The following is a 14365-nucleotide window of genomic DNA, read 5'->3' as shown; positions in this document are numbered from 1 at the left end:
ACTTAAATTAAAAAACCTCTGAATAAATATCCAGAGGTTTCACAATTAGTTGAATTACTAATTACCAAATCTTCACCCTTGTGCTGTCTGGTTTATACATGGCATCGCCTTCCTTCACATTAAAAGCAGTAAAAAACTCCTCCATGTTCGAGATTGGGCCATTGGCTCTATACATTCCCGGTGAATGTGGATCAGTAAGAATCTGTGTTCTTAAAGACTCATCTTTGTATTTCACTCTCCAAACAGTCGCCCATGATAAAAAGAATCTTTGCTCAGGAGTAAAACCATCTATTTTACCTGGATCACCATTGGCGGCAAGGTGTCTCTGCAATCCGTCATAGGCAGCACTTATACCCCCTAAGTCACCAATATTTTCACCCAATGTAAATTCTCCATTTACATTCACACTATCCAATGGCTCATAGGCATCGTACTGTGCAACCAACTGACCAGTTCTTGCCTGAAAATTCTTCAAATCTACATCTGTCCACCAGTTTTTCAAGTTACCATCAGCATCAAACCTACTCCCCTGATCATCAAAACAATGAGAAATTTCATGGCCAATGACAGCACCAATACCACCATAATTTACAGCAGCATCTGCTTTATAATTATAGAATGGCGGTTGTAAAATAGCTGCCGGGAATACAATTTCATTATTTAACGGGTTGAAATAAGCATTCACAGTCTGAGGACTCATTCCCCACTCTTTTTTATCTACAGGCTCACCTAGTTTTGAAGTATTGTATTCAAATCCAAACTTAGCAGCATTCATTAAATTCTGAACGTAAGATGAAGTTTCAGGATCACCATTTACTTCCAATTCAGCATAACTTCTCCACTCATCAGGATAACCAATTTTAACCACCATCTTTTTAAGCTTTTCTAATGCTTTAGTTTTGGTAGAATCAGTCATCCAATCCAAATTTTTGATTCTCTCTGCGTATGCCAGCTTAATGTTTTCCACCATTTCCTGAGCCTTTTGTTTTGCTTCAGGAGGAAATACCTCATCTACATAAAGTTTACCAATTGCTTCTCCTAAAGAGTTATTGGTTGTGCTCAAAACTCTCTTCCAGCGAGGCCTCATTTCTTCTACACCTCTCAATTCTTTACTGAAAAATTCGAAATTAGCTTGTACATAATCATTGCTTAAATATGCAGAAGCACCATCAATGAGTTTCCATTTTAAGTATTCTTTCCATACATCCACTTTACCATCTTTTACTATGGCTTCAAATTCTTTCATGAACTCCGGTTGAGTTACAATAATTGTATCGATCTTGTTAACACCCATATCTGCGAAATACATTTTCCAATCTACCGATGGCACAATTTCCCCTAGCTGGTTTAACGACATTTTGTTGTAAAGCGCAGGTATATTTCTCTGCTCAACATTCGTCATAGAAGCTTCTGCTAACCTGGTTTCTAATGCCATAATTCTTTTAGCCTGCGCATCTGCCGACTCGGGGGTATCGCCCATTAATTGAAGCATTCTTGAAACATGTTTTACATATTTTTCTCTGATTTCTTTGGATCGAGAATCTGTTTTGGTGTAATAATCTCTGTCCGGAAGACCAAGACCACCCTGACCAAGATATGCAGCATTCATTGTGCTATTCTTCAAATCAGCAAATACACCAAAACCGAAGAATGCTCCGCCACCATAAGTTTCTTGTTCCGACAAGTACTTTTGAAGACTTTGCACATCATTAATTGCGGCTATCATTTCCAGATGAGGCTTCAAAGGTTGTATACCAGCTTTCTCAGCAAGTAGTGAGTCCATACCAATAGAGTAAAAATCTGCTGCTTTACGCTGGTCTGTTCCTTTGGCATACTTATCGCTTTCAGCAGCACTATTAAGTACCTCCAATACCACTTCGTTTGTGTTTTCACGTAGTTCGCCAAAAGAACTCCAACTGCCTCTGTCACCAGGTATTTCAGTAGTTTTTAACCAGCCGCCATTGGCGAATTGGAAAAAGTCATCGCCAGGATTCACTGTAGAATCCAAATTAGCCATATTTAGCGCCTGAACATCTTCGGCTGTCTTTTCCTCCTTGGGCTCAGAGCAGGCCGATAGTAAAATCATGCCGGAAGCAAGCCAAGCGAGGTTGTTTTTTGTTAATTTCATAATCATTTTTAGTTGTTAGATTTGGCATTGCAAATCTATGAAAATCGGTTAAGAGACTCGGACAATCTTTGATCAACGGTTTTTACAAAGGATAGAAATGAATAAAGCATTGTGAAACTTTAAATACAGAACCATAATGCAAAGGTTTTGTTATAATATAAACTGATGAAAATATGGCTAGAGCAACTTTAGAAATTGTAGACGTCTTAAGAAAAACAGCAACTAAATTAGCTTCAAGTAACAATTACCAATGGGGCCATATGGGTAGCTGTAATTGTGGTTTTCTGGCTCAAGAAATTACTCACTATTCAAGTTCAGATATTCATAGCAGGGCTATGCAAAAATATGGTGACTGGAATGAACAACTCAATGACTACTGCCCAACAAGTGGTTTGCTTATGGATGACCTGATCACCACCATGCTCGATTTTGGATTTGATTCCGATGACCTGAAACATCTGGAAAAACTAAGTGATAAAAATGTGCTTCAAAAATTGCCTGTTGAGGAACGCTATTTAAGCCACAACAGAAAAGCCGATGTAGTTAAATACTTAAAAACATGGGCATCTATGTTAGAAGAGCAATTGATAGAGAATATTAATATCGAAAAAGAAACAATTAAAAAACCGTTGAAAAAAGTTAGTATTGCTGCTACTATAGCATGATACATGAATATTTTAAGCGGGAGTTTGAAGACTTCACCATTATAGTTCAGTTAAACCCGAAAACTTTTGAAGGTGTAGAACTCACCATTTATAAAGACAAAACTGTAGAAAAAAGAAAAATGCAGTTTGACTCTGATATTTATGAAGATTTTAATGAAGATGGATTCAAGCCTTCCAGCCCCATAGAGTTCAATCTGTATTTAAAAGGTATCAGTTAATAAGCCTCCCATTCGAGGCTATATTTAGCATCTTCACCCAACTCAACAAGTAAGTCCGTTTTAAATGGGCCTCCTTTTTCATTTACTAACATCTTAAAAGTTCCCAACTTGTCATTGGGAGTGAGTAAATCGTAATCCCAGAGTTCAATTTCTACCTCAGTACCGGATTCAAGGCCAGCTATATCTACATTAACATCTAAGCTGCCCTCTTTCATACTTTCGTATTTTGATTTAAGCGGCCAGATTTTCTCCTTCTTATATTTAATAAAAACCTCATCTCCATCGCTTTCTTCTTGTCTGTAGCAATGCAGCTTAAGCAAACGCAATTGGTAGGTAATTTCAGCCATAACAGCAATTTTTTATCAATTTAAAAAAGATAGCTGAAAGAAGGTAATTATATTTTAACAATTCAGTTATTCGGCCTACCTTTGCAGTGGCAAATCAGTACGACCAGCTCCTGCTGAACTCCCCCAGGACCGGAAGGTAGCAAGGGTAAGCGGTTGTAGCGGTGCGATACTTGATTTGCCTTTTTTATTTCCTCCCCCTTTCTTGGTTGACTCTGATTAATTTTTAGGAACCTTGCCATTTCATAATTAACTTAGCACATCTAAAATTTAACCACTAAATATCCTTATGAAATTCTTTATTGATACCGCAAACCTTGACGAAATTAGACAAGCCTACGACCTGGGCGTACTAGATGGCGTAACCACAAATCCATCGTTAATGGCCAAAGAAGGCATTACTGGTGATAAAAACATTAAGAACCATTATAAAGCAATATGTGATATTGTCGATAATAATGTTAGTGCAGAAGTAATTGCTACTGATTATGAAGGTATCATAAAGGAAGGTGAGGAACTTGCTAAAATTGACGATAAAATTGTTGTTAAGGTTCCGATGATCAAAGAAGGCGTTAAGGCTATTAAATATTTCAGTGATAAAGGTATAAGAACTAATTGTACACTTATATTTTCAGCGGGTCAGGCACTATTGGCAGCAAAGGCTGGGGCCAGCTACGTTTCTCCGTTTATTGGTAGACTAGATGATATCTCTCATGATGGTTTAACACTCATCGAGCAAATTGTGCAGATTTATGATAACTATGGTTTTGATACCGAAATTCTTGCAGCAAGTGTTAGACACACCATGCATTTAATTCAGTGTGCAGAAATAGGAGCCGATGTTGCTACTTGTCCATTGAATGTTATTACAAGCTTGCTCAACCACCCGTTAACTGATAAAGGACTGGCTCAATTCTTAGCAGACCATAAAAAAGGTAATAAATAAGCTATGTCATTTTCTACTGACCCAGTTGTAAGAGTAAAGGACGCTACCATTTTCCAGGACAGTAATACTGTTTTGAGTGAGGTAAACTTTGAACTTGAAAAAGGAGAGTTTGCTTTTCTTATTGGTAGAACCGGGGGTGGGAAATCTTCTTTACTTAAAACTCTTTATGCTGATTTACCCTTGCGGCTGGGTCAGATAGATGTTGCCGGTTACAACATTGGTAACATAAAAAAATCACAAGTTCCTCTATTACGTAGAAAACTAGGCATCATATTTCAGGACTTTCAATTGTTTCCGGATAGAACTGTAGCGGAAAATCTAACATTTGTTATGAAAGCCACAGGCTGGAGAGATAACTCGAAAATGAAAGCCAGACAAGCAGAGGTGCTCATGCAGGTAGGACTAGGTTCAGTGGGATCTAAAATGCCGCACCAGCTTTCTGGTGGTGAGCAGCAAAGAGTAGTTATTGCCAGGGCAATGATTAATGAACCTGTCATTTTAATTGCCGATGAGCCAACAGGAAACCTTGATCCGGAAGTATCTCAAGGGATATTCAGACTATTTTTGGACATCAATAAAAAAGGTACTGCTATTTTAATGGCCACTCATGACCATACCTTGGTGAGGGATAATACTGCGAGAATCCTGAAGTGCGAAAAAGGTAAGTTATTGGATTCAAAAGTTGAGCAATTCGATTTAAAAACTACTGTTTATTAAATCTCTACTTCTTCTTTATTTGCCTCATCACGGTTTGGAGCATCATCATCCCCTTCAAGCTCCTCTATTTTTTCATTAAGAACATCAATTCTAACGAGCAGATTGAGAATAAGTGCATCCACCACCTTTTTACTTGGATTAGCCTTTAACTCTTCTTTCAAAACCTGATACATCGCATCGAGCTTTTGTAAATCCTGCTCAAAATCTACTTGAATAGGCGCTTCACCAGTATCATACTCATAGATAAGGTCTCGTTTTTCTGAAATAATTTGAAAGTAGTAGGACTCTACATCACCAAAATCATCGGATATAGTCTCCTTTTGCGCGACTAGATTTTCTTCACTGGATTGTGAGAACTTGTCTAAGCTTAAATAAAGAGAAGTACAAAAGAATATGACAGCCGCTACCTTCCAAATCCATGTAAAATCCTTCGGGCTTGGCAAATCAGCTTCTATCCTACTCCATAAATCTATGGCAGGCTCCTGATCATCAAACTCACTTCTGTGATCTTTTATATATTTATCAAGCTTATCCATTGACTTGCAATAATTCTCTAATCTTCTTTTTCGATCTGTTAAATTGAGATTTACTGGTTGATTCTGAAATCCCAAGTATCTCACCTATTTCACCATGATCGTAACCCTCTAATAAATACAGTGAGAATACTAACCTGTAACCTTCAGGTAATTTTTCCACTGCATCCTTAATTCTTTCAACTGAAAGATCACCATAAAAAGTTTCTTCATTCTCTTCCTTTACTTCGGGGAGTTCGTCCATTGGTGTTACATCAATACTCCTTTTCTTAAGAAAATTCAGAGACTTATTAATTACAATCCTCTTCAACCATGCTCCGAATGAAGAATCTCCTTTAAAACTTTTTAAGTTCTTAAAAGCACTAACGAATGCATCTTGCAAAACGTCTTCTGCATCACCAGAATTTCTCACTATCCTAAAACATGCATTATACATGGCTTTAGAATAGAGTTTATATAACTCATACTGCGCAGCACGACTGCCACGCAAGCATTCATCTATAATATTCTGATGTATATTATATTCGTGTTGTGCCAAGCTTTTAACCTCTGTATTATAGACAAATATACGTTACAGAGGTTGCATGGAAGAGAATTATTTTTTTAGAGTAGCGAGATTATCCTTAGCCATTTTAAAATCAGGAGCAATAGTTAAAGCTTGCTGATAATAGTTTTCAGCCACTTTGTTATCTCCTTGTTTTTGAGCTATAAGACCTTTCAGGTTAAGTAATGCTACTTTAGCCGGGTATTCTTTTTGTTTTCCCTCAGTGTCATTAAAAACAGCATTCATTTCTTCAACCCCCTTCTTGTTAAGTAAGATGTCTGCATTGGTTTTACTTTCAGCATATTTTTCTAAATCAAACTGCAAGAAAGCCATTTTATAAAGCGTTTGGAGATCATCCGTTTTTAAATAGAGCGTTTCGTATGTTTCTAGAGCCTTATCATTAACTCCTAAATTTTCGTAAGAAACTGCAGCAATTTCTAAGGCTCCAAGGTTATCAGGATTTACAGCAATAATATCCTGAGCAGTAAGTGCTGCGGAAGCATAATTTTGAGATTGAAAATAAAGTAATGATAATGAGTATAAGATTGAGTCATTCTGTGGGTTCTCCACCAATATGTTATACAGCGCGTGCTTTGCTACGCTAAAATCGTTGTATCGCATGCCAGCCTGATAAGTTCTAATGTAATGGTTCGTTAGCACCTGGCCTGCTGAGGCTTGTTTGGGCTGAGTAGCTTCATCTTGTGCAGTTACATTTAGACTTAATAATACGAATGATAGAATAGCTATATATTTCATTGGTTCAATTTTTTAAAACGCCAAAACTAGTTATTTCCAGAGACTTTATCTAACCCTTTTGTTTTGGCTAACTTGTACATTAATTCTAACGCCTCTGCTCTGTTATTTTGAATTTCTCCTTCTAAAATAGCCTCTTTGATGGCCTCCTTAATTTCTCCAATAATTCTACCCGGGGCAATGTTAAAAGCGTTCATAATTTCTTCGCCTGACACCGGTGGCTGGAAATTTCTCACCTGATCCTTCTCCTCTACTTCCTTCATCTTTCGCTCAACCTTCTTAAAGTTGCTGAGGTATTTTTGAACTTTAATATCATTCTTAGAGGTGATATCAGCACGGCACAATTTCATCAGATCGTCAATATCATTGCCAGCTTCAAAAAGTAATCTTCTTATGGCAGTATCAGTTATATCATCCTTTACCAAGGCGATTGGCCTCAAATGTAAGCGCACCAACTTTTTCACATAGTGCATCTTCTCATTCAATGGGAGCTTCAATTTTTTGAATATACCGGGCACCATTCTGGCCCCCTTATCTTCATGACCATGAAAAGTCCAGCCTACTTTTGGATCAAAACGTTTGGTTGGTGGTTTGGCAATATCATGAAGAATTGCAGCCCAACGCAACCATAAGTAATTGGATTTCTCGCAAACATTATCCAATACCTGAAGCGTATGGTAGAAATTATCTTTATGTGATTTACCATCGATGGTTTCTACGCCATGTAGATCAACCATTTCTGGGAATATTTTTTTTAATAAGCCTGAATGAAACAATAATTTGAACCCGTAAGAGGGTTTATTGGAAAGAATGATTTTATTTAATTCATCTGAAACTCGCTCCATAGAAACGATTTCTATTCTGTCTATATTCTGAACAATACCTTCATAAGTATCAGGTTCAATATCAAACTGAAGCTGTGTAGCAAAGCGAATGGCCCGCATCATTCTCAAGGGATCATCTGAAAATGTAATTTCAGGTTGCAATGGTGTGCGCATCACCTTTCTTTTCAGGTCTTTCTGACCTTCAAAAGGATCAATTAATTCACCATAATTAGCTTTATTAAGGCTAATAGCCATTGCATTAATGGTGAAATCCCTCCTGTTCTGATCATCCTGAAGCGTACCATTTTCAACTACAGGCTTTCTAGAATTTCTGTTGTACGACTCTTTTCGTGCGCCTACAAATTCCAGATCAAAACCTTTGGATTTAATATTAGCTGTTCCAAAATTTTTAAAAATTGAAACCTGTTTTTCGTTTATCTTTTCGGCCACTTTTTGAGCTAACTCAATCCCGCTTCCTACAGTTACAAAGTCGATATCCTTACTTGGTCTTTTCAACAGAATATCGCGTACAAATCCTCCAACTACATATACATCGATACCCAGCTCCTCACCAGCTTCAGAAACAACTTTAAAAATGGGGTTATCGAGATTCGACTTTAGATTCATTAGCTCTGCACACAATTTGGCGCAAAGGTAGCACTATTCAGGCTGTATAGGAAGTCATTATTTAGTAAAGGTGGGGCATGGAATATACTTATCAGGCTTCTTAGCTTTACCTCCACTCATAGCTTCAAAACGGTATTGTAAGGATACTTCATGTGCACCACCTGATATTGTGCCTAATTCTGAAACAGTAAAATCGTAACTATAGCCTATTTCAAAATCTTTCAACTGCATACCTAGTATAATCACTACGGCATCCTGACTAATATTATCGCTTACATTTTGCTGCACCGGTATGCCTCTGTACCATAGACCTATCATTACAGGTTCGTATAGAAAGTGCAGACCTACATCTAATTGGTCAAATTCACCTTGTGTTTTGTAGATAAATGAAGGTGCTATGCTGGATACCCTGGCGCGTTTCATTAATCCATGATACAATGGAATTCTAAATCCTGCATGGACAGAGGTTTTCATAGGTACCTCGCTTTCTTCATCTAATAATGATCGATTCGGTTGATTAATATGTGCTGTGGAAACACCCGCCCAGAAATTCTTACTGTAAAGAAGAAAACCTGCCCCAAAATCAAAATAATTAGCGTTGCCCAGTGAATTAACACTTTGGTCTGTAGTTGGCACTTGTCCGTCACTGTCAAAATCTAATTGATCGCCAAATACAAGTTTATCAAAATCGATGCTCCTATTAGCATAGCCAAACGATAAACCTGGCGTAAACACCCATTTATTAGCTAATTGGACTTTATAACTATACACAAAATTAAAATTGGTGGAAGTTAGGTTAGCGGAACCTGCTTTATCAACTGTCACTAAAGCCCCTATTCCACTTTTAAGGTGATCCAGGTTGTAGTCATAAGAAAAGGCATACGTGACAAAGCCATTATTCAGATTAGGCCATTGATTTCTATAGTTTAAAATGAAACGATGCCCGACAGATGTTCCCGCAAAGGCAGGATTTAAATACAAAGGTGCCGCATAGTATTGTGAGAATTGTGGGTCTTGACCTTTCGACTGAAAGGCAACTAATGTTAATATGATTGCTAATACCTTTCTCATTACCTTATCAAGTTAATATCGCCTGTTCTCGTTGATTTCTGTCCATTTTCAAAGACTAGGTTCAGTTTATAGACATACACATCTTGTGGGCAAAGCCTGCCATTGTAATAGCCATCCCAACCAATAGTTTTATCTCTCGTTTTGAACAGTAGCTCGCCCCACCTATTGAACACTAACATTTCAAATTCTGCCACACCTTGTGTAATCGGTAGGAATACATCATTCACTCCGGATGTACCTATATCTCCCCCATTTGGCCCATTTAAGTTGGGTGTGAATGCGTTAGGCACCAGAAGCCTTCCGTTCATCTGCCCTTCAATAATACCTTCTCTGGTGAGCGTATCTGCGCAACCAAAAGAGTTGGAAGCTATGAGTGTTATATCATAAAAACCCTCTTCCTGATAGTAATGTATCGGTTCAGCTTCAGTGGACGTGGCACCGTCCCCAAAATCCCAAAAGAAATTGTTAGCTCCTACACTTTGATTATTTGTATACACCGGATTATCGGGAACGAAAACAATGGTAGGACGGGCATTGAATTGAGCTATAGGTGTCTCAAAAACTTCTATTATGTCCTGCTTCACTTCGGTTGATGACTGATTAAATGCATTTGATGCTGTTAATGACACACTATATAAGCCAGGTTCAAAATAGGTATGTACCGGATTCACTGCGTTTGAGGTAGTGCCATCACCAAAATCCCATTCGTATGAATCATTCAATGCGAATTGACTGAGGTTTGTAAATGTTACTTGGAGCGGTGCACATCCGGATGCTGGGTTATAATCAAAATCCACTATCGGTGGAATAGGATTAATGGTAATTGATTTTATTTCTGTAACAGTACATTCACCAAAACTGGCTGTGAGAGATACAGAATAAGTGCCTGCCTGAGTATAAGTATATTCTGATAAATTAGGATCTGTGCTTGTGTTTCCATCACCAAAGCTCCATAGGTACTCCCATGGACCAACGTTAGTTGTATTAGTTAAAAATATTGTTGCATCGGGCAACGTTTGAACCAGAGGAGAAACATCAAACCCAACAGCTATATTTTGCTCTTCCTCAACAGTTATCAACTGAACTTCGGCCGGACCTGAACAACCTGCAAAATTGGTAGCCACCAATTGAATTTCCACGTCTAATGGCATACCTGTTTTATTAACAGTATATTCAATGTTGTCCTGCGCACCAGATGAAGCAAAAACTATTGTCCCCTCTATACTCACTTGCCATGCATAATCGGCCAAGCCTTTCTGATTGGCTTCAGCATAGAGGCGCATGATTTCGCAGGTTACTTCTAATGTATCAACCTCAAAAGTTGAAACCGGCACTGGGTTAACTCTTATTGTAATCGTACTATCACCAGAACAGCTACCTCCTATTGAAGACTCAAGAGTAACAAAGTAATCTTTTATAGTCTGTGTATTATTTTCAAACTCATAATTAAATGAAGGTGTGATTCCGGTACTTTGCTGATCTACCTGACCATTATTATCCGAAATCGTCCAGGTGTAATTACTCGGCATTTGACTCTGGGTTAAAGCATCCACTTGAAAGTCTACATCCAGTGGAGAGCAGTTATCATTAAATGGTGAATAATTGATAGAATTAAAACCTGATAAGGGAGCCGGAAATACTGTAATCTGTTGAACTCCACTAACAGTTTCGCAATTGTTAACGGTAATAGCTCTAAGTCTTACATCAAAAGTGATATTGGAATTTGTATTATTCGTAAAGCTCCTGGTAAATACAGCATTAAATGAAGGGTCAGACGGATCTTGAGTTGCATCTGTAACAAACCCACTGCCATCATCAATTTCCCATACATATTGTGAAATTACATCGGGCTGTGAGCCCACAGAATTATTGGTAAAGTTTACTGTTAATATACTGCAACCTTCTGTTACATCTGGAGTGAAATTGGCAACAGGTAATGGGTCAACATTTACTGTTTGAACAAGCATTTCTGCACATGAATTTTGATCTGATGTAACTAATAAGGCTACGTTATAGGTACCTGCAGCAGGGTACAAATAATCAAAATTCAATTGATTATCAAATGTCGCCTCTTTGTTGAAGGTCACACCATCATAATCCAGATCCCACTCCCACGAAACAATAGCCTCCCCATTTATAGCAGCGATAGTGGAGTTGTCTGTAAAATTGGTAAGCTCACCTTCACAGACACGTGTAGCGGTAAAATCAGGCTCAGGAGCAGGATATACATAGACAAACTCCTCATCTGTACTTTCACATGATGTGGCATTGTCTCGAATAGTAAGAACTGCTCTATAAACACCGGGATTAATAAAATTGCGATCGAAAGGCCCCAGTTGTGTGGATGAAAATGCTCCTGCGGCAGGAACTTCTAACATCAGAGTGTTATTTTCATCATAAAACTCCCAGCGCCATCGGGTATTGGCTGTAGCAGTACCCGTAGAATTGTCTGAAAAGCGAACATCGAAATTCAGGCTATTGGTAGCATCCTGGCAGAATTCCGGTGTTATTGGATTGTTGGATAAATCGGTTAGTTGAATATCTGCCACCAAAGAAGGTGATATATCCAGAAGCAATTCATATACCTCATCACAGCTTCCCTGCGCTGTTGGATCAGAGGCAGTTAATCTCACCAATTTTTGCCCAGGTGTGGTGTAAGAAAAAGTAGGGTTTATATCTGTACTAGTAGAAAGTAAGGTTGCTCCTGTATTATCATCGAAAAATTCCCATGTGAATCCCAATCCGCCTAAACCAGGGGTTTCGTTATCGAAATAAATATTTTCATCCAGGCAGAATGTTGTGGTTATAGCTCCCGATGCATCATTTCTACGCGTTAAAAAATCAGGCGCAGGTGCGTCTACAATTATAAGGTAAGCAGTCGTTGCAATGGCATCTGCATAATTTGGGGCAAGTGGATTGCCATTATAAGGATTACAGAAGTTCCAGTTGTAAAGTGTTATTTCAAATGTGTTGCCAATTAAGTTGGCAGCATCAGCAGGTGCATTCATTGGAAAGGTGACGGCTGCAGGGCCAAGTGCTGGTGTTGGTACAGTAACGATAGGGCCAAAATAAGCGGCTGTTACTCCACTTCTGGTGACTGGCGTTACAATATTTCCCGTACCATCGGTTAAGCCTTGTGTGCCCCCATCTTCAAGTGTGAGGTTTAATATTGTTGCTGCAGGATTATGATTAGTACCATACACAAACTGTGTATGTCTTGTGATCTGGTTAGGTCTATCCGGCTCAACTTGTATTCTACAATTAAACTCTGAGTTATCAGTAAATACGGCATTCACTATTGGGTTATTGTAACAAACATCATAGTTGATGGGGTCGATAGTAACGTCTCCATTACCATCTTCGTCTGTACCCCAAAAGGGACTCAGCTGTAATTCTTCTGAAGTTGGACAAAGAACACCATTAATGTATAAAAATGAAGTAGGCCTTATTGCACAATCATTATTAATAAAGTAGGAAAATGCTGGTGCAGACGCTGTAAATTCCGTGTTACCGCCACCTGCAATCAGCCCATTACCAATATTTATGAATGAAACCTGGTTACCCGGATCATTCCACTCAAACCTTATCTCTATGTCAGCTGGGTTTTGAGGTGCATTAAAATAGTAGGTAACAGTAAAGTCGGTAACCGTTACGGGCGCGCAGTCCTGATCTGTATTAAATGATACGTCAATCTGCGACCTCAATAAATTACATTGAGACATAGCATCATTCACTGATGCTATAAGAAAAAAGATAATGAAAATTATCGCCTGTTTAGACATTGCTTTACACCTGTAGAGTTATAAAGCCACATAGACAAGATTAAATACTACAAAGTACGATAATGAAACCGCTGAAAATCAGCTAATTGGATGAATAATCGCTGTAATGCTGTAATTGAAGATAAGATGCAGATTATACAGTTTAAGGGATGTGGATTAATTCCAGAATCCCTCTTTACTGTTAAATGTAGGGCATGGTAGCTGCCTGTATTTCTTTCTAACCCCTCTTCTAAATGGCTTAGTTACAAACTCATAAATGATGGATACTTCATGAGCACCACCTGCCGAAGAAGCTAATTCTGAAATGGTAAAATCGTAGCTATAGCCCACCTGAAAAGTATTAAATAGTAATGACAGCGAAAATACCAGAGCATCTTGTTGTACCTGACTATCTTCTAATCCTATGTATTGAAATGACCTTTGTAATGGAACGCCACGATACCAAACTCCAATTGAAACTGGGTCAATATGATAATTCACACCTAGATCTAGCTGAGAGAAAGTATCTCCTTGTCTTCTGTATACAAAACCTGGAGTAAGGTAAGACACCTTACTGATGGTTTTGGGTCCATTATACAAAGGAATACGCATTCCACCATGCAAATTGTATTTGATAGGTAGTCGGCTTTCATTTCCAATCAATGAAATATTGGGTTGATTCATATGATATGCTGAAATACCTAACCAAAGATTTCTGTTGTACATAATTAGGCCAGAACCAATATCAAGATAAGTGGCATTATCAATTCTACCTACTCCGGGATCATTTGATCCGGATTGATCAGATGCCAGCTCATCACCTAATTGTAGCTTACTTTGATCCAATCCCTGCTGTCCATAGCCAAAATAGATTCCTGGTGAAAATACCCAATCTTCACTTACTCGTATTTTGTAGCTATACAAAAGACCTGCCGTAGTTGTTCTCCACCCCCCAGTACCCATTTTATCGGTTGTAGCCATTAAACCAAAGCCACTTTTTAATTCACCAATGAACATTTCATACGAAATGGCATAAGTAGAAAACACTTGGGGTAGGTTTGGCCATTGCAATCTGTGGTTCGCTATCAATCTTTGCTGCGGAGTAATACCCGTAAATCCAGGATTTAAATATAATGGCGCATTATAAAACTGGGAAAACTGTGGATCCTGAGCTGATAACTTACCAGCAAGTAAGAGTCCGAAAGTAAGAAGTAATATCTTTTTCATTTCAAAT

Annotated in this window: 13 protein-coding genes and 1 other RNA gene; 5 read left to right on the top strand and 9 right to left on the bottom strand. The window is 38.3% G+C overall.

The genetic code is table 11. From position 1 onward, the window contains the following. Positions 1-61 precede the first annotated feature (61 nt). Positions 62-2128 (bottom strand): M13 family metallopeptidase, encoded by a 2067-nt coding sequence (locus JR347_RS11060; RefSeq protein WP_205720665.1) that lies wholly within the window; start codon positions 2126-2128, stop codon positions 62-64. 173 nt (positions 2129-2301) lie between these two features. Between JR347_RS11060 and JR347_RS11055 the strand changes: the two genes are divergently transcribed. Continuing rightward, a complete protein-coding gene (locus tag JR347_RS11055; protein WP_205720664.1) occupies positions 2302-2793 on the top strand; it encodes a hypothetical protein in 492 nt (163 codons plus the stop codon). Then, positions 2790-3011: a hypothetical protein gene (locus JR347_RS11050; RefSeq protein WP_205720663.1), complete on the top strand. Its 222-nt coding sequence runs from the start codon at positions 2790-2792 to the stop codon at positions 3009-3011. The genes JR347_RS11055 and JR347_RS11050 overlap by 4 nt, the downstream gene beginning before the upstream one ends. Here the strand turns inward: JR347_RS11050 and JR347_RS11045 are convergent. Continuing rightward, entirely contained in the window at positions 3008-3358 is a 351-nt protein-coding gene (locus tag JR347_RS11045) for a hypothetical protein (RefSeq protein WP_205720662.1), read from the bottom strand. The two genes, JR347_RS11050 and JR347_RS11045, sit on opposite strands and share 4 nt — an antisense overlap. An 86-nt stretch (positions 3359-3444) precedes the next feature. Between JR347_RS11045 and ffs the strand changes: the two genes are divergently transcribed. From ffs to JR347_RS11030, 3 genes are all read left to right on the top strand, one after another. Beyond that, positions 3445-3543, top strand: an RNA gene (gene ffs, locus JR347_RS11040) — signal recognition particle sRNA small type. 101 nt (positions 3544-3644) lie between these two features. Then, the gene (fsa, locus tag JR347_RS11035) at positions 3645-4301 is read left to right on the top strand and encodes a fructose-6-phosphate aldolase (protein WP_205720661.1); all 657 of its coding nucleotides are present in this window, start codon (positions 3645-3647) and stop codon (positions 4299-4301) included. A 3-nt stretch (positions 4302-4304) separates the two neighbouring features. Beyond that, entirely contained in the window at positions 4305-5018 is a 714-nt protein-coding gene (locus tag JR347_RS11030; RefSeq protein ID WP_205720660.1) for a cell division ATP-binding protein FtsE, read from the top strand. Here the strand turns inward: JR347_RS11030 and JR347_RS11025 are convergent. From JR347_RS11025 to JR347_RS10995, 7 genes are all read right to left on the bottom strand, one after another. Next, the gene (locus JR347_RS11025; protein WP_205720659.1) at positions 5015-5554 is read right to left on the bottom strand and encodes a hypothetical protein; all 540 of its coding nucleotides are present in this window, start codon (positions 5552-5554) and stop codon (positions 5015-5017) included. The genes JR347_RS11030 and JR347_RS11025 overlap by 4 nt on opposite strands. Then, on the bottom strand, positions 5547-6089 hold the full coding sequence (locus JR347_RS11020) for an RNA polymerase sigma factor (protein ID WP_235689638.1): 543 nt from the start codon (positions 6087-6089) through the stop codon (positions 5547-5549). The genes JR347_RS11025 and JR347_RS11020 overlap by 8 nt, the downstream gene beginning before the upstream one ends. Before the next feature lie 57 nt (positions 6090-6146). Further along, the gene (locus JR347_RS11015; protein WP_205720658.1) at positions 6147-6851 is read right to left on the bottom strand and encodes a tetratricopeptide repeat protein; all 705 of its coding nucleotides are present in this window, start codon (positions 6849-6851) and stop codon (positions 6147-6149) included. A 26-nt stretch (positions 6852-6877) separates the two neighbouring features. Beyond that, complete coding sequence (locus tag JR347_RS11010; RefSeq protein ID WP_205720657.1) at positions 6878-8299, bottom strand: CCA tRNA nucleotidyltransferase; 1422 nt, start codon at positions 8297-8299, stop codon at positions 6878-6880. 57 nt (positions 8300-8356) lie between these two features. Beyond that, on the bottom strand, positions 8357-9370 hold the full coding sequence (locus JR347_RS11005) for a PorP/SprF family type IX secretion system membrane protein (RefSeq protein WP_205720656.1): 1014 nt from the start codon (positions 9368-9370) through the stop codon (positions 8357-8359). Beyond that, positions 9370-13152 (bottom strand): PKD domain-containing protein, encoded by a 3783-nt coding sequence (locus JR347_RS11000; protein ID WP_205720655.1) that lies wholly within the window; start codon positions 13150-13152, stop codon positions 9370-9372. The genes JR347_RS11005 and JR347_RS11000 overlap by 1 nt, the downstream gene beginning before the upstream one ends. Positions 13153-13308: 156 nt before the next feature. Next, positions 13309-14358 carry a PorP/SprF family type IX secretion system membrane protein gene (locus tag JR347_RS10995; RefSeq protein ID WP_205720654.1) on the bottom strand — a complete coding sequence of 350 codons (1050 nt, stop codon included), beginning with the start codon at positions 14356-14358 and terminating at the stop codon, positions 13309-13311. Positions 14359-14365 lie beyond the last annotated feature (7 nt).

It is taken from the genome of Fulvivirga lutea (genome assembly GCF_017068455.1).
Classification (GTDB): Bacteria; Bacteroidota; Bacteroidia; order Cytophagales; family Cyclobacteriaceae; genus Fulvivirga; species Fulvivirga lutea.
Note: the sequence above shows the minus strand (reverse complement) of the source record. Positions and strands in the feature narration are given on the sequence as shown.

What these genes read in the sequence shown, in the direction of transcription:
- JR347_RS11060 (WP_205720665.1), bottom strand. Translation starts at nt 2,128, where the DNA reads ATGAAATTAACAAAAAACAACCTCGCTTGGCTTGCTTCCGGCATGATT.
- JR347_RS11055 (WP_205720664.1), top strand. Translation starts at nt 2,302, where the DNA reads ATGGCTAGAGCAACTTTAGAAATTGTAGACGTCTTAAGAAAAACAGCA.
- JR347_RS11050 (WP_205720663.1), top strand. Translation starts at nt 2,790, where the DNA reads ATGATACATGAATATTTTAAGCGGGAGTTTGAAGACTTCACCATTATA.
- JR347_RS11045 (WP_205720662.1), bottom strand. Translation starts at nt 3,358, where the DNA reads ATGGCTGAAATTACCTACCAATTGCGTTTGCTTAAGCTGCATTGCTAC.
- fsa (WP_205720661.1), top strand. Translation starts at nt 3,645, where the DNA reads ATGAAATTCTTTATTGATACCGCAAACCTTGACGAAATTAGACAAGCC.
- JR347_RS11030 (WP_205720660.1), top strand. Translation starts at nt 4,305, where the DNA reads ATGTCATTTTCTACTGACCCAGTTGTAAGAGTAAAGGACGCTACCATT.
- JR347_RS11025 (WP_205720659.1), bottom strand. Translation starts at nt 5,554, where the DNA reads ATGGATAAGCTTGATAAATATATAAAAGATCACAGAAGTGAGTTTGAT.
- JR347_RS11015 (WP_205720658.1), bottom strand. Translation starts at nt 6,851, where the DNA reads ATGAAATATATAGCTATTCTATCATTCGTATTATTAAGTCTAAATGTA.
- JR347_RS11010 (WP_205720657.1), bottom strand. Translation starts at nt 8,299, where the DNA reads ATGAATCTAAAGTCGAATCTCGATAACCCCATTTTTAAAGTTGTTTCT.
- JR347_RS11005 (WP_205720656.1), bottom strand. Translation starts at nt 9,370, where the DNA reads ATGAGAAAGGTATTAGCAATCATATTAACATTAGTTGCCTTTCAGTCG.
- JR347_RS11000 (WP_205720655.1), bottom strand. Translation starts at nt 13,152, where the DNA reads ATGTCTAAACAGGCGATAATTTTCATTATCTTTTTTCTTATAGCATCA.
- JR347_RS10995 (WP_205720654.1), bottom strand. Translation starts at nt 14,358, where the DNA reads ATGAAAAAGATATTACTTCTTACTTTCGGACTCTTACTTGCTGGTAAG.